Source organism: Acinetobacter sp. LT1 (genome assembly GCF_059800965.1).
The window spans coordinates 45498-67527 of record NZ_JBBAXE010000023.1 but is presented as its reverse complement, the minus strand read 5'-3'; the positions used below and the strand labels follow the sequence as shown (position 1 = coordinate 67527).

At 35.0% G+C, this 22030-nt stretch carries 22 protein-coding genes; 15 read left to right on the top strand and 7 right to left on the bottom strand.

Annotated features, from left to right (window positions below; all coding sequences use genetic code 11):
* The first annotated feature begins 234 nt into the window (after window positions 1-234).
* Complete coding sequence (locus WBW42_RS17630) at window positions 235-1056, top strand: OXA-213 family carbapenem-hydrolyzing class D beta-lactamase OXA-820 (RefSeq protein ID WP_032057042.1); 822 nt, start codon at window positions 235-237, stop codon at window positions 1054-1056.
* Between the two features lie 79 nt (window positions 1057-1135).
* Here WBW42_RS17630 and WBW42_RS17625 read toward each other — a convergent pair whose 3' ends face one another.
* Both WBW42_RS17625 and WBW42_RS17620 read right to left on the bottom strand, forming a co-directional pair.
* Window positions 1136-1681 (bottom strand): GNAT family N-acetyltransferase, encoded by a 546-nt coding sequence (locus WBW42_RS17625; RefSeq protein WP_017482297.1) that lies wholly within the window; start codon window positions 1679-1681, stop codon window positions 1136-1138.
* The gene (locus tag WBW42_RS17620) at window positions 1678-2271 is read right to left on the bottom strand and encodes a helix-turn-helix domain-containing protein (RefSeq protein WP_017482298.1); all 594 of its coding nucleotides are present in this window, start codon (window positions 2269-2271) and stop codon (window positions 1678-1680) included. Before WBW42_RS17620 ends, WBW42_RS17625 begins: the two co-directional genes overlap by 4 nt.
* Before the next feature lie 198 nt (window positions 2272-2469).
* Between WBW42_RS17620 and ruvC the strand changes: the two genes are divergently transcribed.
* Window positions 2470-3015 carry a crossover junction endodeoxyribonuclease RuvC gene (ruvC, locus tag WBW42_RS17615; RefSeq protein ID WP_002121356.1) on the top strand — a complete coding sequence of 182 codons (546 nt, stop codon included), beginning with the start codon at window positions 2470-2472 and terminating at the stop codon, window positions 3013-3015.
* 4 nt (window positions 3016-3019) lie between these two features.
* Here the strand turns inward: ruvC and WBW42_RS17610 are convergent, their stop codons facing one another.
* Window positions 3020-4480 (bottom strand): bifunctional ADP-dependent NAD(P)H-hydrate dehydratase/NAD(P)H-hydrate epimerase, encoded by a 1461-nt coding sequence (locus WBW42_RS17610; protein WP_032057043.1) that lies wholly within the window; start codon window positions 4478-4480, stop codon window positions 3020-3022.
* 26 nt (window positions 4481-4506) lie between these two features.
* On the opposite strand from WBW42_RS17610, the gene queG reads away from it, so the two are divergent.
* On the top strand, window positions 4507-5607 hold the full coding sequence (queG, locus tag WBW42_RS17605) for a tRNA epoxyqueuosine(34) reductase QueG (protein ID WP_005076330.1): 1101 nt from the start codon (window positions 4507-4509) through the stop codon (window positions 5605-5607).
* 87 nt (window positions 5608-5694) lie between these two features.
* Complete coding sequence (gene bioB, locus WBW42_RS17600) at window positions 5695-6684, top strand: biotin synthase BioB (protein WP_002121433.1); 990 nt, start codon at window positions 5695-5697, stop codon at window positions 6682-6684.
* 48 nt (window positions 6685-6732) lie between these two features.
* Here the strand turns inward: bioB and WBW42_RS17595 are convergent, their stop codons facing one another.
* Window positions 6733-6945: a hypothetical protein gene (locus WBW42_RS17595; RefSeq protein WP_002121471.1), complete on the bottom strand. Its 213-nt coding sequence runs from the start codon at window positions 6943-6945 to the stop codon at window positions 6733-6735.
* A 63-nt stretch (window positions 6946-7008) separates the two neighbouring features.
* Window positions 7009-7359, bottom strand: a complete 351-nt coding sequence (locus WBW42_RS17590; RefSeq protein WP_017386793.1) for a hypothetical protein — start codon at window positions 7357-7359, stop codon at window positions 7009-7011.
* A 445-nt stretch (window positions 7360-7804) separates the two neighbouring features.
* Here WBW42_RS17590 and WBW42_RS17585 point away from each other — a divergent pair, with 445 nt between their 5' ends.
* The 7 genes from WBW42_RS17585 to WBW42_RS17555 all read left to right on the top strand — a co-directional run bounded on the left by WBW42_RS17585 (window position 7805) and on the right by WBW42_RS17555 (window position 15318).
* A complete protein-coding gene (locus WBW42_RS17585; RefSeq protein ID WP_005802369.1) occupies window positions 7805-8341 on the top strand; it encodes a fimbrial protein in 537 nt (178 codons plus the stop codon).
* A gap of 73 nt (window positions 8342-8414) precedes the next feature.
* Complete coding sequence (locus WBW42_RS17580; protein ID WP_032070439.1) at window positions 8415-9158, top strand: fimbrial biogenesis chaperone; 744 nt, start codon at window positions 8415-8417, stop codon at window positions 9156-9158.
* Between the two features lie 55 nt (window positions 9159-9213).
* Window positions 9214-11754, top strand: coding sequence for a fimbria/pilus outer membrane usher protein (locus tag WBW42_RS17575; RefSeq protein ID WP_032070440.1), 2541 nt, complete (start codon window positions 9214-9216; stop codon window positions 11752-11754).
* Window positions 11751-12770: a fimbrial protein gene (locus WBW42_RS17570; RefSeq protein ID WP_014206552.1), complete on the top strand. Its 1020-nt coding sequence runs from the start codon at window positions 11751-11753 to the stop codon at window positions 12768-12770. The genes WBW42_RS17575 and WBW42_RS17570 overlap by 4 nt, the downstream gene beginning before the upstream one ends.
* A 558-nt stretch (window positions 12771-13328) precedes the next feature.
* A complete protein-coding gene (locus tag WBW42_RS17565; RefSeq protein ID WP_032057046.1) occupies window positions 13329-13508 on the top strand; it encodes a hypothetical protein in 180 nt (59 codons plus the stop codon).
* An 81-nt stretch (window positions 13509-13589) separates the two neighbouring features.
* Window positions 13590-14588, top strand: coding sequence for an AraC family transcriptional regulator (locus WBW42_RS17560; RefSeq protein WP_032057047.1), 999 nt, complete (start codon window positions 13590-13592; stop codon window positions 14586-14588).
* Between the two features lie 103 nt (window positions 14589-14691).
* Window positions 14692-15318, top strand: a complete 627-nt coding sequence (locus WBW42_RS17555; protein ID WP_002115991.1) for a sterol desaturase family protein — start codon at window positions 14692-14694, stop codon at window positions 15316-15318.
* Between the two features lie 62 nt (window positions 15319-15380).
* Here WBW42_RS17555 and WBW42_RS17550 read toward each other — a convergent pair whose 3' ends face one another.
* Entirely contained in the window at window positions 15381-16232 is an 852-nt protein-coding gene (locus tag WBW42_RS17550; protein WP_032057049.1) for a LysR family transcriptional regulator, read from the bottom strand.
* Between the two features lie 94 nt (window positions 16233-16326).
* On the opposite strand from WBW42_RS17550, the gene WBW42_RS17545 reads away from it, so the two are divergent.
* The 3 genes from WBW42_RS17545 to WBW42_RS17535 all read left to right on the top strand — a co-directional run bounded on the left by WBW42_RS17545 (window position 16327) and on the right by WBW42_RS17535 (window position 19602).
* Window positions 16327-17256, top strand: a complete 930-nt coding sequence (locus WBW42_RS17545; protein ID WP_005076361.1) for a DMT family transporter — start codon at window positions 16327-16329, stop codon at window positions 17254-17256.
* Between the two features lie 225 nt (window positions 17257-17481).
* Entirely contained in the window at window positions 17482-17946 is a 465-nt protein-coding gene (locus WBW42_RS17540) for a hypothetical protein (protein ID WP_014206549.1), read from the top strand.
* A gap of 240 nt (window positions 17947-18186) precedes the next feature.
* The gene (locus WBW42_RS17535; protein ID WP_284106481.1) at window positions 18187-19602 is read left to right on the top strand and encodes a purine-cytosine permease family protein; all 1416 of its coding nucleotides are present in this window, start codon (window positions 18187-18189) and stop codon (window positions 19600-19602) included.
* Window positions 19603-19661: 59 nt separating this feature from the next.
* On the opposite strand, the gene WBW42_RS17530 is transcribed toward WBW42_RS17535, so the two are convergent.
* Entirely contained in the window at window positions 19662-20099 is a 438-nt protein-coding gene (locus tag WBW42_RS17530) for a PACE efflux transporter (RefSeq protein ID WP_032057053.1), read from the bottom strand.
* A gap of 89 nt (window positions 20100-20188) precedes the next feature.
* Between WBW42_RS17530 and WBW42_RS17525 the strand changes: the two genes are divergently transcribed.
* A complete protein-coding gene (locus WBW42_RS17525) occupies window positions 20189-21073 on the top strand; it encodes a LysR family transcriptional regulator (RefSeq protein WP_032057054.1) in 885 nt (294 codons plus the stop codon).
* The last annotated feature ends 957 nt before the right edge of the window (window positions 21074-22030 follow it).

The following is a 22030-nucleotide window of genomic DNA, read 5'->3' as shown; positions in this document are numbered from 1 at the left end:
TTTCTTCTTGGTCTACGTGCCATAAAATACTCCATATATTGATGTTTATAACATCATTTGGGGAGCAAAATATCACTTATAAGTGTTGTTCAAATTTCCTGATCCACCTCTTATAAAATTTTAAGAAGTAGTACATAGATATAGAATTTCCTAAATAACTTACATTTTTTCTATCTAAAAGGACTTCTATTCAAGTTAAATTAAAGAATAACTCTTTTAAACCCACATAGACTCATGACTAAAAAAGCTCTTTTCTTTGCCATTGGTACGATGTTTTTATCGGCATGTTCTTTTAATACGGTAGAACAGCATCAAATACAGTCAATTTCTACCAATAAAAACTCAGAGAAAATTAAATCGTTGTTTGATCAAGCACAAACTGAAGGTGTTCTAGTTATAAAACGTGGGCAAATAGAGGAAGTCTATGGCAATGATCTTAAAAGAGCATCAACCGAATATGTTCCCGCCTCTACCTTTAAAATGTTAAATGCTTTGATTGGACTTGAGCATCATAAAGCAACACCAACTGAAGTGTTTAAATGGGATGGGCAAAAGCGTTTATTTCCCGATTGGGAAAAAGACATGACATTAGGCGATGCGATGAAAGCTTCTACTATTCCAGTTTATCAGGAACTAGCTCGACGAATTGGCCTTGATCTTATGTCTAAAGAGATAAAACGCATTAGTTTCGGTAATGCTGATATTGGTTCAAAAGTAGATGATTTTTGGCTTGTTGGTCCACTTAAAATTACACCTCAACAAGAAGCCCAGTTTGCTTATGAACTAGCCCATAAAACTCTTCCTTTTAGCAAGAATGTGCAAGAACAAGTTCAATCTATGCTGTTCATAGAAGAAAAAAATGGACGGAAAATTTATGCCAAAAGTGGTTGGGGATGGGATGTGGAGCCTCAAGTGGGCTGGTTAACAGGCTGGGTCGTTCAACCTCAAGGAAAAATTGTAGCGTTCTCACTCAATTTAGAAATGAAAAAAGGCATACCTAGTTCTATTCGAAAAGAAATTGCTTATAAGGGATTAGAGCAGCTAGGTATTTTATAATTTGGACTTTATAGCCCAGCTTATATTCATCCTTATAAACTGGGTTATTTTAAAACTTGAAATTTGAAAACCTTATTATTTATCCGTCAACTGGGGTATGTGGTGTATTTAAATTTAACTGATAGAAAGCAGCATCTAACCATTGACCAAACTTAAAACCGACTTGCTTAAAAGTACCTGCATGAATAAAGCCCATTTTTTCATGTAAACCGATACTTGCTTGGTTGGTTGCATCAATACAGCCTATCAATACATGTAAGTCTGCCTCTTGAGCACGCTTAATCAATTCTTGCATTAAAATTTTGCTTAATCCGCCGCCACGATGTTCATGATGAATATAAATACTATGTTCGACCGTATATTTATAGGCAGGAAAAGCTCTAAAAGTTCCCCAACTTGCAAAACCTAATAACTTGTTTGTCTCATCTACAATACCAATGACAGGAAAACCATTTTCTCTTTTAACTGCAAACCAGTTTTTCATCGACTCTTCAGAGCGCGGCAAATAGTCATACAAAGCAGTAGAATTGATAATTGCTTCGTTCAAAATATCTAATATAGCCTTTGCATGTGTAGCTTCATGACAATCGATTAAACGTAAATTTGGATTAAGATTTTTAATCATGAAGATTCCTTAAGAATAGAGACGAGCTCATTACATACAACTAAAATATATCGAGCAGCTTTAGAAGAAGGATTGCTATATATGATCGGTTGATCTAATTGCATCGCCAAACAATCCCCCTCTTGTAAAGCATAAAAGTTTTCACCCAATTGAATATCAATTTGCCCCTCTATTACCCAAATTTGCTGTAATACAACTTTAGAATTCGTACTTGTTTCATAAGTAACTCGAGATTGAGCTGGAAATTCAATTTCAACGATCTGAAATGGAGATTTCCAATTTGGAGGCGAAACTTGACGGCGAATATATCCCGTTTCTGGATCTTTCCATTCTGCTTGTTGAGTACGCCGTACCATAGGTTGAGGCGATTGAGTATTCTGGGGCGAATCAAATAGCTGAGTCAAAGGCACCCCTAAACCATTTGCTAGCTTTTCAAGAACAACAGCTGTAGGGCTCGCTTCTCCTCTTTCAATGAGTGAAATTGCAGAACGGCTTACCTGACATCGACTAGCAAGAATATCTAGGGTATATCCACGCGCTAGACGTATTTCACGCACTTGCTGCGCAATGCGGATATTAATATCTTCCATCTACCGATAAACTTTAATTCCAAAATTATAGATAAGTATTCCACTAAAATAGAATTACATCAAATGATTTTAAAGATATAAATTGGTTCGATAAAAAACCGAAAAATAACCATTCATCGCAGCATTCTTTAAATTACGCATGCAGAACCTTTTTGGCTATGTAACAATACTCTCTAAACTATTTATATAAGTCTTCACATGGCATTGATTATTGGTATTGATCCGGGTTCACGCTTAACAGGTTATGGAATCATTGAAAAAGATGGTAGTAAACTACGTTTTGTTGATGCCGGTACAATCCGAACAGAAACTCAAGAAATGCCAGAACGCTTAAAACGTATTTTTGCTGGCGTTGAGCGAATTGTGAAATTCCATGGTCCAACTGAAGCTGCGGTTGAGCAAGTCTTTATGGCTCAAAACCCAGACTCTGCCTTAAAACTAGGACAAGCCCGTGGTGCTGCCATAGCCGCATTAGTGAATTTAGATTTACAAGTTGCAGAATATACTGCCCGTCAAATTAAACAGTCTGTGGTTGGTTATGGCGCTGCCGATAAAGAACAAGTCCAAATGATGGTGATGCGATTACTTAATTTGACGATTAAACCTCAATCCGACGCAGCCGATGCCCTTGCTGCTGCCATTTGCCATGCTCATGCATCGGGAAGTATGAGCAAACTGTCTGTTTTAAATGCTTTAGGTGGTATGGCACGTGGGCGAAGTCGTTCTAGCAGTCGTAGACGTTAAAAATTTATTGATTTACAACCTGACTAATGGCTTGATTCATTTGGTAAGCCTGTAAACCACGCATACCTTGTTTTGCAAGTTCATCACCTGCTTGAGCATGCAGAGTCACTATCTCATGTAATGCAATACCTTTGTGGAACTGAGCTTTTAAGCTCGCAATCATTCCTGCTAACACATCTCCCATTCCACCGGTTCCCATACCAGCATTACCTTGCGTACAGATATACAAATTATCTTCTAAAATTAAGCTACCCGCTCCTTTAAGCACCCACTGGCCTGTATATTTTTGTTGTAAAGTATAAATTGCAGCAATTCGGTCATTTTCAATTTGCGCTGTAGAGCAACCAAGTAAAGTAGCAGCTTCTCCAGGATGAGGTGTGGCATAAATATGTGTATTTAACTTTTCAGGCTGTTTAGCCAGAAACCATAAAGCATCTGCATCTAAAACAACTTCTAGGCGTGTACTCTGATTTAACAAATTAAACCATTGTTGGTAAATCTGCTTTGCCCAATCGTCACGGCCTAATCCCATTCCAAAGCAGACTGCATCGACCTGAGATAGAATCTCTTTAATATTGTTTTCATCTAAAGCATTAATATCACGAAGCATAATATTAGGTGCCCGCGACAAAATGGCTTGATGATGGTTGCGATGACAAACCACTGTCACTTTGCCTGCACCCGCATGAAAAGCAGCTTCAGCAGCCATAATAACAGCCCCGCCCATTTGCTCATGTCCACCCACCACTAAAACATGCCCATAACTTCCCTTATGGCCAAATGCCATACGCTGAGGAAGTCTAATATTTGTGGGTGACAAATAAGCTAAGGGTTTCAACTCGTGGTCTATAGGAATTAAATTAATTAAATGAACTTGTCCTGCGTACTCTTTACCTTGCCCTGTAAATAGTCCTGCTTTAAGACCTAAAACAGTAAAGGTATGATCAGTTCTTACTGAACAGGGTAAGACTTGTCCTGTATTTGCTTGTAAGCCACTCGGTATATCAATCGAAATTTTTAGGCCCACTTGTTCATTAAACTTTCGAATTACTTGTTGCCAACCTATATTTAATTCTCGGTTTAAACCTATGCCAAATAAAGCATCAATATGACAATCAAATGTTCTTTTAATATCAAAATTTGGATGAATTTGGGCTTTCATTTCTCTAGCAAATTGCGCTGCACAATGTAAATCGGTTGACTCACCCAATTGAGCTGCAAAGATTTCAACATTAAATCCAGCTTGCTTCAGATAACTTGCTATAAAGTAACCATCACCTGCGTTATTGCCTTGCCCGCACCAAACAGCAATATTCTTGATAGGCCGATCTTTAAAAAGCTCAATAAGTTGCTGGGCAATTGACCAAGCCGCTTGTTGCATTAAACCTAATGAGGAGTTTTGCGCAGCAAACCAGCGCCGCTCCCATGCTCGAATATCATCGCTATGGTAAACTACCGCCTGCATATTATTATCCTCTTGCATTTTGGTTTATGACATCTTCCGACACATCACGCATTGCAGTGCAACAAATTGATCCACATGAATTAAAAGCATGGATCAAAGCTCAAGCATTAGACTTGGGTTTTGCTGATTGTGTCATCGCAAAACCAGATGCTCAAGAGCAAATGCCACGTTTTTTAGAGTATCTTGAACGTGGTTATCATGCAGATATGACTTATTTAGAAGAAAATCTAGAAAAACGAGCTGATCCAACACTATTAGTGCCTGGTACAAAAAGTATTATTTGTGTCCGCATGAATTATCTTGTGGAATCGCCAAAACCACGATATGTACCTTTAGAGCCTAATTCTGCCATTATCGCCCGCTATGCACGTGGCCGTGATTACCATAAAGTCATGCGTGGTAGATTGAAAACGCTAGCAACACGAATTCGTGAAAAAGTTGGTGACTTTGAATCTCGTCCTTTTGCAGATTCGGCGCCTATTTTTGAAAAATCATTAGCTGAAAGTGCTGGAATGGGTTGGACAGGTAAACACACTTTGCTCATTCATAAAAAGTCAGGTTCTTTTTTCGTATTAGGTGAGCTATTTACATCACTCGAGCTACCTTTCGACGAGCCTGCAACAGCACATTGTGGTTCTTGTAGCGCTTGTATTGATATTTGCCCGACGCAAGCAATTGTCGAGCCTTATATGTTAGATGCAAGACGTTGTATTGCCTATTTAACTATCGAATATAAAGGAATTATTGCTGAAGAATTACGTGCAGGTATTGGAAACCGAATATTTGGTTGTGATGACTGCCAGTTAATTTGTCCTTGGAATAGCTTTGCCAAAACAGCATCTATTTCTGATTTTAATCCTAGACATGGGTTAGATAATATTAGTCTGCTTGATATCTGGCAGTGGGATGAAGCCACTTTTTTAGCCAATACGGAAGGTAGCCCTATCCGTCGGACAGGTTATCAATCATTTAAACGTAATATTGCAATCGGATTAGGAAATGCTCCTTATTCAAAAGAAATTGTAGATCAACTACAAAATGGCAAAAATTTACATGACGAAATCGTCAATGTGCATATTGATTGGGCAATTGAACAGCAACTTAATCAACTTCAGCTATCAAATTAAAAAAATGATGTTTTTTGCCCTATAGCTTTAATACGAATTCTGTATGATTATGTATAGTGAATTAATGCCATCATCATGGATATGACAATGACTCTACGTAATGATTGGAATCGTGAAGAAATCCAAGCTTTATATGAACAACCTTTTTTGGATTTAGTTTTCAAGGCTCAGCAAGTACATCGTGAGCACTTCACTGCCAATTCAATTCAGGTCAGTACCCTTTTATCTATTAAAACGGGTAAATGTCCTGAAGATTGCAAATACTGCTCACAATCGGCACATTACGAATCAAAACTAGAAGCAGAAAAACGTATTGCTGTTGAAAAAGTGATTAGTGAAGCGAAAGCTGCAAAAGATTCAGGTTCTTCACGTTTTTGTATGGGTGCTGCTTGGCGTAACCCACATGAGCGCGATATGCCTTATGTTTTAGAAATGGTACGTGAAGTTAAAGCATTAGGTTTGGAAACCTGTATGACTTTAGGGATGCTTAACCAATCTCAAGCAGAACGCCTAAAAGTTGCTGGTTTAGATTACTATAACCACAATTTAGATACATCTCGTGAGTATTATTCTCACATCATTAGTACTCGTACTTTTGATGATCGTTTAAATACCCTTGATTATGTTCGTCAAGCTGGTATGAAAGTTTGTAGTGGCGGTATTGTAGGTTTAGGCGAAAGTCGTGAAGACCGAATTGGTTTATTACATGAACTAGCTACCCTACCAATTCATCCTGAATCTGTGCCAATCAATATGCTTGTTCCTATTGAAGGAACACCTTTAGCTGATGTTGAAAAGCTTGATGTTATTGAGTGGATTCGTACTATTGCTGTAGCGCGTATTATCATGCCGCATAGCTATATCCGTCTCTCTGCGGGCCGCGAATCATTAAGTGATTCAGACCAAGCATTAGCATTTATGGCGGGTGCAAACTCATTATTCTCTGGTGATAAACTATTAACCACACCAAATGCTGGTGAAGGTAAAGACCAAGCTTTATTTAATAAACTAGGTTTAACAGCTGAAAAACCAAAGCCAACAGTTGCTGATTTATCAGTAGATGCAATGAGTGCTTAACTCAAATTAGAAAATTTAAAAGCCCTGATGATTCAGGGCTTTTTTCATTTATATAGAAGTTACTAATATTCCGTAAGTAGCATTTAGAAAGGTTCCGACTCGAATAATATCTTTTCCTGCTGCATGTGTTACTGTGAATTCTTGGCTCAACACATCAAAATTAAAAGAATCAAAAACATCTTGATGGTGTAAAAGCCAAGTCACTGTATCTGCTACATTCTCATCCGCAATATAAGTTAAAGCCTTGAAGTCTTTACTCATAAATAACTCTTAAAAATAAATTTTATGAATTTTATATGAGTTCACTCTACCTTAAAAGAAAATCTAAGCTGCTTTAGGATTTACTAACGAATGACCTGATAACAGACTTGCCAAGGCTTGAGGTGTAAATTCTAAAGAAAGCACATGATTTTTGAGATTGACTGAATGCTTACTAATTAATGGAAGTAAGCCATCTTCTGTTTCAAAGACATATTCATCTGCAATATTTAAGATACCTTCAAGGTTTGTCGTACTTGAAGCAAGATCATGGCTAAAGATGTCATAAATCGTTTGCAAGTTAAACGTTGTTTGCTGCTCCGTCGGATGCTTGATGAGATAATCCTTTAAAAATAAAACTAATTTATGAGCAAAGAAAAAGTAATTAGGTTTATAGCTATACTTCATAGTATTCATGGAACTGAACTCCAGATTATCTTTTATTGAATTACAACTAAAACAGTAGGAATTGAACCTTAAAAAATTCTTAAAAAATTAAATATATTTATAAGATATACACAAAACAATTTTATCATTCAAAAACAACAACTTAATCAAAAATATTAGATATTTATTATCTTAAATATTTTAAAATTACATTAATTCAATACAATACAATCACTTAGATATTACTAATTTTTAAATTCTATTTTAAATAAAAACCAACTAATTATTTTACCAACTGATAAAAAATAATTTATTTAATTTTTATTAATAAAAACAATTGATCAAAATATATATAAATATAATGTTTTCCTTGTTTTTTGATTGAAAAGTGATATATTTCCTTCGCCTTACTTAATCCGAATAAACTTACTGAAAAGTAATGGATTTTATTTTAAAAAGCTATTCTGGGGATTTTATGAAAAAATTTATTTTTGTGGCGGCAGTTTCTCTCTTAAATATAGCAAATGCACAAGCAGCAGATGGCACAATTACTATTAATGGTCTTGTCACGGATAATACTTGTACTATTGATACTGGAGATAAAAATTTAACAATCAATTTGCCTACTGTTTCATCTCAAACCTTAAAAAATGCTGGTGATGTAGCTGGTCGTACACCTTTTCAAATTAATCTAACGAACTGTACCGCTGCAGGTAAAGTCGCAACTTATTTTGAACCAGGCGCAACCGTTGACTTTAATACGGGTCGTTTATTAAACCAAGCAACTTCTGGTGCAGCAACAAATGTAAATATTCAGTTACTTGGCAGTAATAACGCTGTAATTCCTTTACTTGCTACAAGCACAAATGAAACTCAGACGAATTCACAATGGGTAAATGTTTCAGCAGGCGGTAGTGCTGATCTTAACTATTATGCTGAATATTATGCTACAGGTGCTTCTACTGCTGGTACGGTAACATCGCAAGTAAAATATACGATTATTTATCAATAAACTTAAAATTGAAGCTTCTATTCATGAATAGAAGCTATCTCCTTCCTATTATTTGTTATTGAGAATATGACTGATGCTTTTTCGTGGTCGTAAATTTTTTTGGGGATTAGTGTGTCTGCAAGTAGTGCTCACTACTACAGGCCATACTGAAATTGTTTTACATGGTACTCGTGTCATTTACCCTTCAAATGCACGTGAGATCACATTACAACTAAGTAATAACGGCACGGCCCCGTCTCTTGTTCAAGCATGGATCGATGATGGAAATGCAAAGTCAACACCAGATGAAACAAATGTACCTTTCATTATTACTCCACCAATTTCACGAGTAGAAGCAACTAAGGGGCAAACCTTAAGAATTACAGCTTTACCTACTACATCTCAACTAAGCCAACAACAAGAATCTATTTTTTGGCTTAATGTTTTAGATATCCCTCCTAAACCTGAAGGAAGAACTCAACAAGGTCAAACCACAACAACCTCTAACAATTTTTTGCAACTCGCTGTTCGTTCGCGAATTAAATTTTTTTACCGCCCTATAGATCTAAAAGAAAATATTGATCAACTAAGTGACACAGTCGAGTGGAAAATAAATGATCAATATCTAATGATAAAAAATCCGACACCTTTTTTTCTTACTATTACCTCCATTTTTCAAGGAAGTGAAGGCCATAAAACAGACTTATTGCAACAAGGCTTAATGATTGCCCCTTATTCAGAGGATAAAATTAAACTAAAAAATAAAAACTTAGCAGATATGAGCTTTGTGTATATCAATGATTACGGTGGACGAGTTGAGCACCCAATAAAATTCTAACCTCATTGTATTTCTTAAGAAAATTTAAAACCTATCATGAGTAGGCTCTAGAACTATGTCTAAATGGTTTATACCTTATATATGTTTAAAAAGCCCCTTTACTTGGTATGTCGTCTCAAGTATTACGCTATTCATGTCTATGGCTATATATGCTGAAAATACTACTGATGTTCCACATTTTACAAAGGCTGAATTTGATAGCAATTTCTTAGTAGGTAATGCACAAAAAATTGATATAGCTCGCTTCAAATACGGAAACCCGATCTTGCCTGGTGAATATAGCTTAGATGTTTATATTAATGGTCAATGGCTGGGTAAACGGCGTATGCGATTTACTGCCTCAGCCCCTAACATAAATGCTGAAACATGTTTTACAGAGGCCATGTTGCTTGAATATGGGGTAAAAGCTAATGTTCTAAGTCAACATGACTCTAATTCATCTCTTTCATGTAAAGCACTCGCTTCATGGATAGATAGTGCTTTTTATGTATTTGATAGTTCCCGTTTAAGAATTGATATTTCGATCCCGCAAGTCATCTTAGAAAAAAATCCGCAAGGCTATATCGATCCACATTTGTGGGATCGTGGTATTAATGCAGCTTTTTTAAGCTATAACGCCACAGCATATCGAATAGTCAATGAACAACATGCAAATAGTTATGCTTTTATGGGAACCAATCTTGGAGCAAATTTAGCAAGTTGGCAGTTTCGCCATAATGGACAATGGAAATGGCAAAGCCAATCTAATTCTCAATCTAATAATTCTTCTTATACCTCGACAAATACATATGTACAAAAGGCATTTCCAGATATCCATGGTGTTGTGACTTTAGGAGAATATTTTACTAATAGCGATTTTATTAACTCTTTGCCCTATCGTGGAATGAATATTTCAAGTGATGACCGAATGCTTCCAAATAGTATGCTCAGTTATGCTCCAAGAGTTCGAGGTTATGCCAAAACCAATGCAAAAGTCGAAGTTAGACAACAAGGTAATTTAATTTACCAAACCACAGTCCCACCAGGAAACTTTGAAATTAATGATCTCTATCCCACAGGATTTGGAGGTGAGTTACAAGTTTCGGTACTTGAATCTAATGGAGTAGTTCAAAAATATTCTATTCCATATGCTTCTGTAATTGAAATGCTACGTCCTCAAATGAGTCGATATTCATTCACCTTAGGACAATTTCGAGACCCAAACATTAAGTTAACTCCATGGCTAATACAGGGTAAATATCAACGCGGAATCAATAATTACCTTACAACTTATAGCGCAATTCAAGGAACACAGCAGTATTTCTCTGTATTGTTAGGTACAGCTTTTTCAATGCCTATTGGCGCTATTTCTTTTGATGCAACACATTCAAATGCCAATTTTTCTTATCAACCTAAAATGACAGGGCAAAGTTATCGTTTAAGTTACAATAAGTTATTTTCTCCAACGCATACTAACTTAACACTAGCAACTTATCGTTATTCAACACAAAACTATCTCAAACTACGTGATGCAATTTTGATTCGGGACTTACAAGAGCAAAACATTGATAGTTTTTCGGTAGGTAAGCAAAAAAGTGAATTCCAGCTTAATTTAAATCAAGCTCTTCCAAACCAATGGGGAAATTTCTATTTAGTAGGTTCGTGGACAAACTATTGGAACCAGTCTACTACTAATAAGCAATTGCAATTAGGTTATAGCAACCAATTTAAAGATTTAACTTATAGTTTCTCTGCAATTAATAGTGAAACTATTGAAGCTAGCGGGCGAGCTAACCAAGATACTCAATATCTCATTTCTCTATCCTTTCCCTTAGATTTTAAGAAAAGCTCTTTAAATTTTAATAGTCTTATAAGTGAAGATAGCCAAATTCTGAGTTTTAGCGGTTTTACAGGAAACCGGTTGAATTACGGCGCATCAATTTCCAGTCAAAACCATGGGCAAACGAATCTCAATATCAATGGCAACTATAAGACAAACTACACAACATTAGGTGCTTCTTTTAGTTACGCTGACTCATATCAACAAGAAATGCTTAACTTGAGTGGCAATATCGTTACTCACTCCCAAGGAATTCTGTTTGGTCCAGATCAAGCTCAAACAATGGTTTTAGTTTATGCACCAGATGCAACAGGAGCACAAGTCGGTAATACACCAGGCCTCAGCATAAACAAAAAGGGATATGCGGTTATCCCATATGTTACGCCTTACCATATGAATGACATTAGCCTTGACCCACAAAACATGTCTACACAGGTTGAGCTAGCTGAAAGTAGCTTACGTATTGCTCCCTATGCAGGCTCAATCACTAAAGTTCAATTCACAACAAAAAAAGGTTACGCACTTTTTATCAGCCCGACCACTTTAGATGGCTCACATTTACCTTTTGCCGCACAGGTATATAACCAGAATAACGAAGTAATAGGTATTGTTGCGCAAGGCAGCCGTATTTATTTACGAACCCCCTTAACCCATGACCTTTTATATGTGAAATGGGGAGAAAGGAATACTGAAAAATGCGAACTTGAATACGATATCACGGATCAAATAAAGCATAACAATCAATCAATTATTATGACAAAGGCAGTCTGTAAATGAATAAGATTTTAAAAAAAATTGGATTTTTGGCAGCGAGTCTATTTGCTTATAGCCATACAAATGCAAATTGTAATTTAAGTAAGGGATTTACCACCGTCGATATCCCGATGAATATTGGTAAAATCGTCGTAAAACCGACTGACCCTATAGGGACTATCTTACAAAGGAATACTTTTACGATTTCTCCCAATAATTCCACTGCAACATGTAGTCGTGCTAGTGATCAAATTATTGCGGCTCTCCCCTTAAATTATCCAGTTAGCCCAATAGGTAATAATGTATATGCAACCAATATTCCCGGTATTGGTATTCGTCTTTATCGTGAAGCAGCAGATGCTTCAGATTTTTCTGGGTATTATCCATATAGACGTACTTTAACCCCAAATACTGCATATACCCTTTCACCGGGATATTTTGTTATGGAAGTTATTAAAACATCCATGACCACAGGTTCAGGAGCATTAGTAGCAGGACGTTACAGCACCTATTATGTATCAGGTCAACAAAACCGACCATTTTTAACTACTACAGTATTAAGTAATGCTCCTATTTTGATCGCGTCTTCATCATGTGAAATTCAAAATGGTGTAGATATACCTATTCAACTCCCGACTGTTACAAAGTCAGGTTTTAAAGCGATTGGTTCAACACAAGGCGAGCAGAGCTTTAATCTATCGATTTTATGTAACGGCGGCGAAAACAACTCGGGTATAGCAACAAGTAACACCATCAGCTTAAGTTTTGACTATAATTCTGATCCCAAAAATAATCAGGTCATTAATAATAGTGCAGCAAACTCAACCAAAGCCAATGGTGTGGGTGTAGAATTATTATGGAATATGAATGGTGCCACTACCCCAATTCAAAAAACAATAAAACAAAATATAGGCACAGTCAGCTCTAATCAGACTATAGAGTACGATATTCCCTTAACTGCTCGTTACTATCAAACAGCGGCTAATGTAAGCGCGGGTGAGGTTACGGCAACAGCCACTGTGACTATTCAATATGATTAATTCGTCTCTAAAAATTTATTAAAAATAATTAAGCTTAGCTCAGCTAAATAATCTTAAAATTTAACAATTCAAAAATTTTGTAGTTATATTAAAAAGTCACATAAAAAAATGCTCATAAGCAAAAATAGCAAATGAGCATTAGTGATAACCACTTAACCTGAAATACAAATTGTGGGAAATAGATCACAATTTGCATAACTATAATTCCAAAATTTAGCTTAAAAATCAAGTCTTTTTTTTAACAAAAATTTAAATAATCACAGTAAGCTATTGTTTTGTATTATTTAAAAAATTAAATTTATTTTTTACATTCCTATTTTATAGTGTTTCTAAAGAATTATCATTCTATTAATTAATAAAAACTTAATTTTAAGAAAAAAGAAAGAAATCGATATACATGACCTAAAAATAATTTATTTTATTTTTCAAAAGCTTAATAAAAAACGAATTTTATAAAATTATAAAGAATTACATAATCTATAATAAAAAAAACATAAATAAATTTAGAAATCCCCTTCAATTACAAACAATATTCTTAGGCTTTTATCAGAACGTAACATGCTCATTTTTTGGAAAATATTATGTATTGTTTTACTAAGTCTAGGAGCTATAAGTATAGGTTACGCGATCAGTAAAATTGATCTTTTTCTTTTCCTCATAGGACTACTTTTACTAATATCTTTTATTTTAGCTTTAAAACAGGCACGTGAAGATGCAGGCTTTTTTTCTGATCAATGAAATTTATAGGTAAAAATATCGTATTAACAATAAATTCATGATTGAATGCATTGTACAACTTTCTGGATATTTATAAAAAACATGTCAAAAAATTCTTCCGATGCTGGAATTTTTTTATGGATGACTTATCAAACTATGCAGCAAATGGGATTAGATGCAGCATCTATTTTTGCAAGTGTAAATTTACCCAATCAACTGCCAGATAAAAATATTCGTAGAGACAATTCTACTCAACAGCGATTTTGGACAGCGGCAGAAGAAATAAGTGAAGATCCTGATATTGGTTTGCATGTAGGTAGTCAAATGCCTGCTTTCAGAGGTTTAGTTATTGAATATTTATTTTTAAGTAGTTCTACTTTCGGTGAAGGTTTACAACGTGCTTTAAGATATCAGCACCTGTTAACCGATGTATTTAATCTTTCTTTAATTGTTGAAAAAGATATCGCGTTATTAGTAGGTTTTGAACACTCTGTAAGACATTATCTTGAATGTGGCATCGGTATTTTTCTTAATTTTTTTAAATATATTACAAATAACGAGTTTAGGCCTAGCCAAATTACATTACCTTATCAACAAGGTGCTTCAGCTCATAATTATCAAGAAGCTTGGAAATGTCCGGTAATTTTAAACCAAAAACAAGGCGCTATAATTTTTCCTAGTACATTATTGAATAAAGCATCACCAGCGGCTGAACCTGAATTATTAAAAATTCATGAAACAATTGCTGAACAGCAACTATCAAACTTAGAAAAGCATCAACTTGTTTATGCGATTGAGCGCTTGCTCAGCAATGGTTTACTTGAATCCGGTCAATTCGATCAAAAATTTATTGCTGAACAATTAAATCGTAACCCACGTACCCTTCGAGCTGATTTACAAGCAATTAATACTAATTACGAAAAAATTTTAAACCAGCATCGAGAGAAGCTTGCAAGACGTTTACTTGCAAATACCAAAGAAACCCTTGATCAAATTGTTTATTTAACTGGCTTTTCTGAACCCTCTGCATTTACACGAGCCTTTAAACGTTGGACTGGTGAAACTCCAAGCGCATATCGCCAACGCAAACAAAAGCAATAAAATTGATTTTATAGGCAGTTCTTGGACTGCCTATGGAGTCAAAGCGATAAAACTTTCTTATTTTACAATGCATTTAAATTATGATTCATGAGAAGTAATTAGTATGCTCGGGTTTCCTGTCGGTATTTTTGTTGCAAATGGCCTTGAATGGTACTTCCATAAAGTTTGGTTACACGAATATCCAACTAAGTATCGTAATAGCCCTTTTTTTACTCATATTGCCCATCATAAACGTGCTCGCTTAAATAATTTTCATGATGAAGGTTATGCAGAATCAATGTTCAAAAATGCAGAAATTTATAATGAAAAAACAGCATTAATTAGTTTAGCTGGTGCTGCAACAGTATTCTTACCAGTAGCGCCCTTTTTTACAGCTGGGCTTTATTATGGCTTATGGAATTATTGGCGTGTGCATTCAAAAGCCCATTTAGACCCTGAATATGCTAAGAAACGCATCCCTTGGCACTATGATCATCATATGACAAGCAATCAAAATGCTAATTGGTGCGTTACCAAACCATGGTTTGACTATATTATGGGAACTAGGGTCAAAACCGAGGTATCTCAAACCGAAAGCAACCCCTTAGGTATCAAATTACCTAAGTTGATAGAAAAACCAATTAATTTTGCTGCTCGACGCATACTTGCCAAATCGTATGCCAAAATTGATTTAAACTCCGATCAGGACCAATCTAATTTACGTAGAGGAATAGAAGTCAGTCTGGCTTAAAATTTATCTCAATATAAAAGCTGCGGACTCCAGCAGCTTTTTAAATGAATGCAGTTAATAGCTTAGACTTTAAATGGCTCAAAGCAAGACATAAGAAAATCCATTACTACACGTATTGCAGGGCTATGCCGTAAATCTTCGTGTGTGACTAACCATATTTCAGCACTCATCGGATAATCATCTTGTAATCTGACCAAATTACTAAGAGCTCCTAAAAAATCTGGTAAGACCGCTAAACCAATTTCCCCACATGCAGCTCTCCACTGTAACTCGGGATTATTGGTAACCATTATAGGTTCTTTATGATTTAACCTTTCTTTTAACTTTTGCTGTTTTTGACCATGCACTCCCCCCACTTCTACGCTAATCCAATCATAATTTTCAGGATCTTTTGAAGCTAAATAATTTGGACCTACATATATTCCAAAAGGTATTTCACCTACTTTGCGAGCAACTAAATTTTCCTCCTTTGGACGTCCAAATCGTACCGCAATATCAGCCTCACTATGCTGTAAAGAAACATAATGAACATCACCGAGCACCCGTAATTTTAATTGCGGATAATAGCGATAAAATTTACCCAAATGAGGCATGATGAGATGTGCAGCAGTTAAAGGAGGCATACTAATAGAGACACTTCCCATTACTTCTTGCTGACCTGCTTGAGTTAAACGTTCAATAGAAAAAGTTTCTTCCATCATACGAGCAACTACTTGTGCAAGACGTTCTCCGTCAGGAGTCAGAATGTATGTCCGTGGCCTACGATCAACTAATTTAAGTTTTAAATTTTGTTCTAGCTGGGCAATTCTTCTAGATACAGTTGCATGATCTACTCCCAATTTTCTGGCAGCAGCAGAAAGTGACTTTTCTTCTGTAAAAACTGAAAAGTAATGCAAATTTTCCCAATCAATCATTGTGCAAATTTTCACATTAGAAGTGTATTAATATGGAATTGTACACCTTTATAGATTTGTCGAGAATAAAACCTTTCTTAATGGGAGCCTGTCCATGAACAGAACGGTGGCTTATGCCTATGCTGGTGTTGTCTTAACGATGTTTTTTTGGGGATCAGCATTTAATGCAATGTCTTATATTATTCAACATATGCCCCCGTTATCTGCTGCGTCTGAACGTTTTTTTATTGCAAGTCTAGGCTTACTCTTAATCTTTTCAATAACAGGCCAGCTTAGATGGACAGCCTTAAGACAGAATCTAGCTATCTATCTGATTATTGGTATTATCGGAATTGCGGGATTTAACATTGGCTGTTTTTATGGACTTCAAACCACATCAGCTGTTAACGGTGCTTTAATTATGGCAACCACGCCATTAATGACTCTATTAATGACAATCCTTTTAGATGGTGAAAAACTTACTACTAATAAATTCTTAGGCGTTTTATTTGGCTTAAGTGGCGTGTTACTGGTGATTAGTCAGGGACATATAACGACTTTGCTGCACCTCAAAATAGACATTGGAGATCTATTTATATTATTGGGCGCATTTGGGTTTTGTCTTGCAAATGTACTGTCTCGCCGTTATGTAAAAAATGCTACTCCCTTAGAAACAACAACTTTTTCTATGCTGTTCGGGGCAATAACACTTGGTTTGTTGAGTGTGATATTTGAAGATCCTCTTACAGCGATTACATCTGCCCCTATAAATGCGCACTTAGCCATGGGATATGTTGTTATCTGCTCTACCATGATTGCTTATCTATTCTGGTTTAATGGCATACAAAAGTTAGGTGCTGGTCGTGCTTCTGTCTTTTTTAACTTTGTGCCAGTGTTCAGTATGATAATTGCTCTACTTACTGGACAAGCCCTTAATATCTGGCAATTAGTAGGAACAGTTTTAGTAATGCTTGGTGTAATGAGTAGCGGAGGATTTTTTAAAATTAAAAGCACTCCACTTATGGCAAAACATTGTACAAAATAAGAAATATGCTGCTACATTAAAAATCTATCTTTAATATGTAGCAGCATTTCAAGTATATAAATTATTTCTTTAAATTCTTATATTTTCAAAATATTTTTTACATTTGTGATGGTTTATACAAAAGCTCATCTTAATTATTCCGTTGTAACAAATACTGTATGTTTCTTTAAAACTTAATAAAAGATTGCCATATATAGTTTTAAAACAACCAAAGGAGATATTAAAATGAAGCTGGATTTTACAACAATTGAAAAGCAAGCCAAATTGCTACAAGAAGAGCAAGAAAAGATCGAGCAACGAGATCATGAATTTCAAGTTGCCTTAGATAAACATAGAGAATCCCTTAAGAATTTATTTAAAGATCTTTTCTCTGACAGAGAAATTAAGACAGAAAATGGAGGCCACTTCTGTGTAACCTTCGGAGATTTCAAAATTTCCTTATTGATTGAAACTGCTAAATTTGAAAATGGTGTTCCTGTAAAATTAAACTCCGTAAATCCTGTTATTATTAAATGCAAGAAAGATAAGCCGATTGCAAAAGCACAGTTTACAGATGCAACCCAATATCTAGATAACCATTTAGACACTCCAAATTATCAGTATTATTTTAAGCAAGAAGATAAGACCCAACTGGTACAATTTTCTGAACTTCCCACTTATTTCCAACTAGTTTTAGACGCAAATGCATAAAATAGAGCCCTCTGCAGAGGGCTTTTTCATATATTATTTTTTTATCATTTAAATTTTAAAAATAAAATCAGTCAAATACTTTTTCTACTTATCTATGAATTATTTAACTCAATTTTAACGTCCAATACTTCAAAAATATTTGATTCTTCTTAAAATTACTTGTATATACATGTTTATATTTGATTATACAAATATGAATGAATAAGAATAGGATGGCTCTTAAAGGATAAGGAGAGTGAAATGGACTCATCGGCTGGGAAACCTAATAGTAGTTTTATAGAAAACCGAAGTATTGATTTTATTCCTGAAAATGAAAGACATGGCGGAGTATTTGCTCAATTCACCCTATGGTTCGGTGCCAACTTACAAATCACAGCCATTGTGACAGGCGCGCTAGCCGTTGTGTTAGGCGGAGATGTTTTTTGGTCTATTATCGGCTTATTAGTAGGACAATGTTTTGGTGCTGCCGTCATGGCACTGCATGCTGCCCAAGGTCCTAAACTTGGTCTCCCTCAAATGATTTCAAGTCGTGTGCAATTTGGGGTTTATGGCGCTTGTATTCCAATCATACTCGTTTGCCTTATGTATATTGGTTTTACCGCAACTGGAGAGGTTTTAGCGGGTAAAGCAATTGCACATTTGGCACATGTCAGCAATACAACTGGTATCTTAATTTATGCAAGTTTAATCATTTTATTCGCAACGATTGGATACCGTTTAATCCATTTGGTAGGCAAAGTAGCCAGTATTATTGGTTTGATTGCTTTTGTGATTATTTTGACTCAGATCTTCGCACTTTCTGATTTTTCTGAACTCTTAGCAGTACGTCATTTCAGCTGGTCTTCATTCTTGTTAGCAGTTTCCCTTTCTGCTTCTTGGCAAATCTCTTTTGGTCCCTATGTTGCAGATTATTCTCGATATCTTCCAACTAAAACATCTTCATCTCGTGTTTTTTGGGCTGTCGGCTTAGGTTCTTTAATTGGCTCACAAATTTCTATGAGCTTAGGCGTTTTAATCGCTCAGGTTGCAAACGGCAATTTTGTCGGAAATGAAGTTCAATATGTTGTGGGTATGAACCCAATTGCCATTGTCGTAACCTTTCTATATTTCAGTATCGCTTTTGGGAAAGTTACTCTAACGACCTTAAATGCCTATGGCAGTTTTATGTGTATTGCTACGATTTGGAATAGTTTCAAATCGACAAATCAAATCTCAAAAATAACAAGATTACTGATTGTCCTTGCTATGGTTGTAGTCTCAACCTTTATTGCAATTATAGGTGAACATACTTTTTTAAGCACCTTTAAAGCATTTATTTTGTTTTTGCTTACCTTTTTTATTCCGTGGAGTGCTATTAATCTTGTTGATTACTACTTTATCTCTAAAGAAGAATATGATGTAGATGCACTCTATGATCCAAATGGTAAGTATGGCCGTTGGAATCGGATTGGAATTACCTGCTACTTTCTAGGTATTTTGATTCAACTACCATTTATTGATAGTAAATTCTATACGGGTCAAATTGCGGCAATGTTAGGAGGAATCGATTTATCGTGGCTTGTAGGACTTATCTCTACTGCATTGATTTACTACATTTTCGCCAAGAAAGCTCAACTCAAGTTTTCAAAACAGTTAGTCATTGATCAAATCAAATAATGAAACTAGATAAGCTATCAACGTCGATCACCTTGATAGCTTATAAAATAATTTTACGGTTATTCTGATAGCGCTTTAGCCTGTGCCGAAATAGGCAATCCAAATAACTTATCAAAGCTCCAATTAAATATAAAAGTATAGATAGGGATAATGATAATAAAGGCCACATCTAACCAAAAAGCAGCAATCAGGGAAATATCCATCCACCATGAAATAAGAGGAATCAAAAACAAGACTAAGGTAAGTTGGAAACCAATAGCATGCCCCACTCTACGCTTAACTGTACGGATATGACTGCTTTGTCTAGCTTCCCATTTCTCATATAAAATATTGTAGATAAAATTCCAAGTTACAGCGATGGTCGTAATCATGACAGAGAGTGGTCCAGTATGTTCAACACTATCACCTGCCAAAATCGCTAACCCTACTGATGAAATAACCATTCCGATTATTTCATAGGAAGAAACATATACAATTCGACGCTTTATACCTTGCATAATCAATAAACTCTGCTTCATTCCTTATATTTTAATTTCAGTCAAAATCATATATAAAGTTAATAGCTTTCAGTTCAGCTGATATCAAAATGAATTTTAACAGTGAAAATATTGAACTTTTCATAACCGTACTCGATACGGGTTCTTTCTCTGCGGCTGCTCGTAAACTAAATCGAGTCCCCTCAGCAGTAAGTATGGCCGTTGCTAATTTAGAAGCAGAATTGGGTTATATATTATTTGAACGGACTCCTAGAAGGGTCATTCCTACTGCTACAGCATTAGCCTTGGAACCTCAAGCACGGATCATTTCTGAACAACTTAGGCTATTTAGCACTCATGCACATGAACTTTCTTTAGGACTTGAAAGTAAATTGCGTATTGGCGTTGTTTCCGATGTAAATACAAAATTATTATTCCATTCAATAAAGAAACTAGCTGATAAATTCCCTTTACTGAACATAGAAGTTATTACTGCTCCCCAAGACGACATTGTTAATTTACTTTATACGGAGCAAATCAGTCTTTGCTTAGCGGGTTCAGACCTCAATATAAAAATGCGCGAGAATCTACAATTGGTAATGACTGAAACAGTGGCGGCTACGATTTCTTCTAACCACGCTCTTCTACAAGATGGAACAAAACGGTTTTCTATCGAGGAATTAATTAATATTAGACAAATTGTTGTGGCGAGTAGTGAGCATGAAATGACAGATTCCCGTTCAATTATTGGTGCAATGTACTGGAAAACCAATAGTCTACAAACAGCAATTAATATGGTTGAAGCTGGACTTGGTTGGGGAAATTTTCCGTTATCACTAGTACAAGATAAAATTGATCAAGGTCACTTAGTCCTTTTAGATTTTAAAAATACGAAAAATCATTTACCTCTATCTATTTATTTAATTTGGCTCCAAGACCGCCCTTTACCTAAAGCAGCTAGAGAGTTAATTAAAATTATTCAAGAAAATTTATAAAACTTTATAGGTTAGTTCTGAAAGTCTAAGGATTTTTATAATTTTGATTCTTGTTAAATCTAGTTTATTTAAAGCTTAAGTTTATTACTCTGTACTCTATATTTAAATACTACTAAAAACAAAAAGCCTACTTAGAAAGTAGGCCTGTTGCTGTATTTCAGGATTAAGCAATAATATTTTATTTTGTAAAAAATACACTTATACTTTATTAAAACCAAGTGTTTTAGTCAAGAATAAAATTTATAAGATACAAACATTTACACTATTGTGAAAACAATCACAATTTAGGTTTTATATAGAAAATACTTTAGAGAAGGAAAGATAGTTTAATGATAAAAATTTCTATTACCGTCCTTAACAGCTTTTTTAGAAAAACACAAAAAACACCTTAAGAAAAATTATTATATTTTAATTAAATTTATTTGCATCAAAAAAATCTTGAATCCCTTTATTTGTTACTTTTATGTTTCATTATTAAAGTTGCTAACTTTATATCTCAGTGTTTACTTTTTAAGTTGATTTTAAATTTCGACCTACTCTAAAAATTCATGATGCTATTGTCTAAAGTCATTTAGCCCTAATAGTCTATGTTCTTTACTATATGGACTAGAACTTATTAAGAGAGTTATTTCAACTATTATTTTTCGAAAGATATAATTAAAAGACGATTTGTTATACCTAAATTTTAATTACAATATGAAAATATAGAAACTTTTATATAGTATTTTTAATCTCTATTTATATTATCTTAAATAAGTTTTTCTAATTCTATATTTTCACAATACTCAAACAGCACATCCACACTTCCTGCTTATATTTTAAACAAAATTTATTTTATATAAATTAATGTCTCAAACTACAAATACAATTAAGTCATCGTCACAATAGATTGTTGGAATAAATTCTAATTGATCGATAAATAACTTCTTCCACTTTACTCTTGAAGTACACATAAGC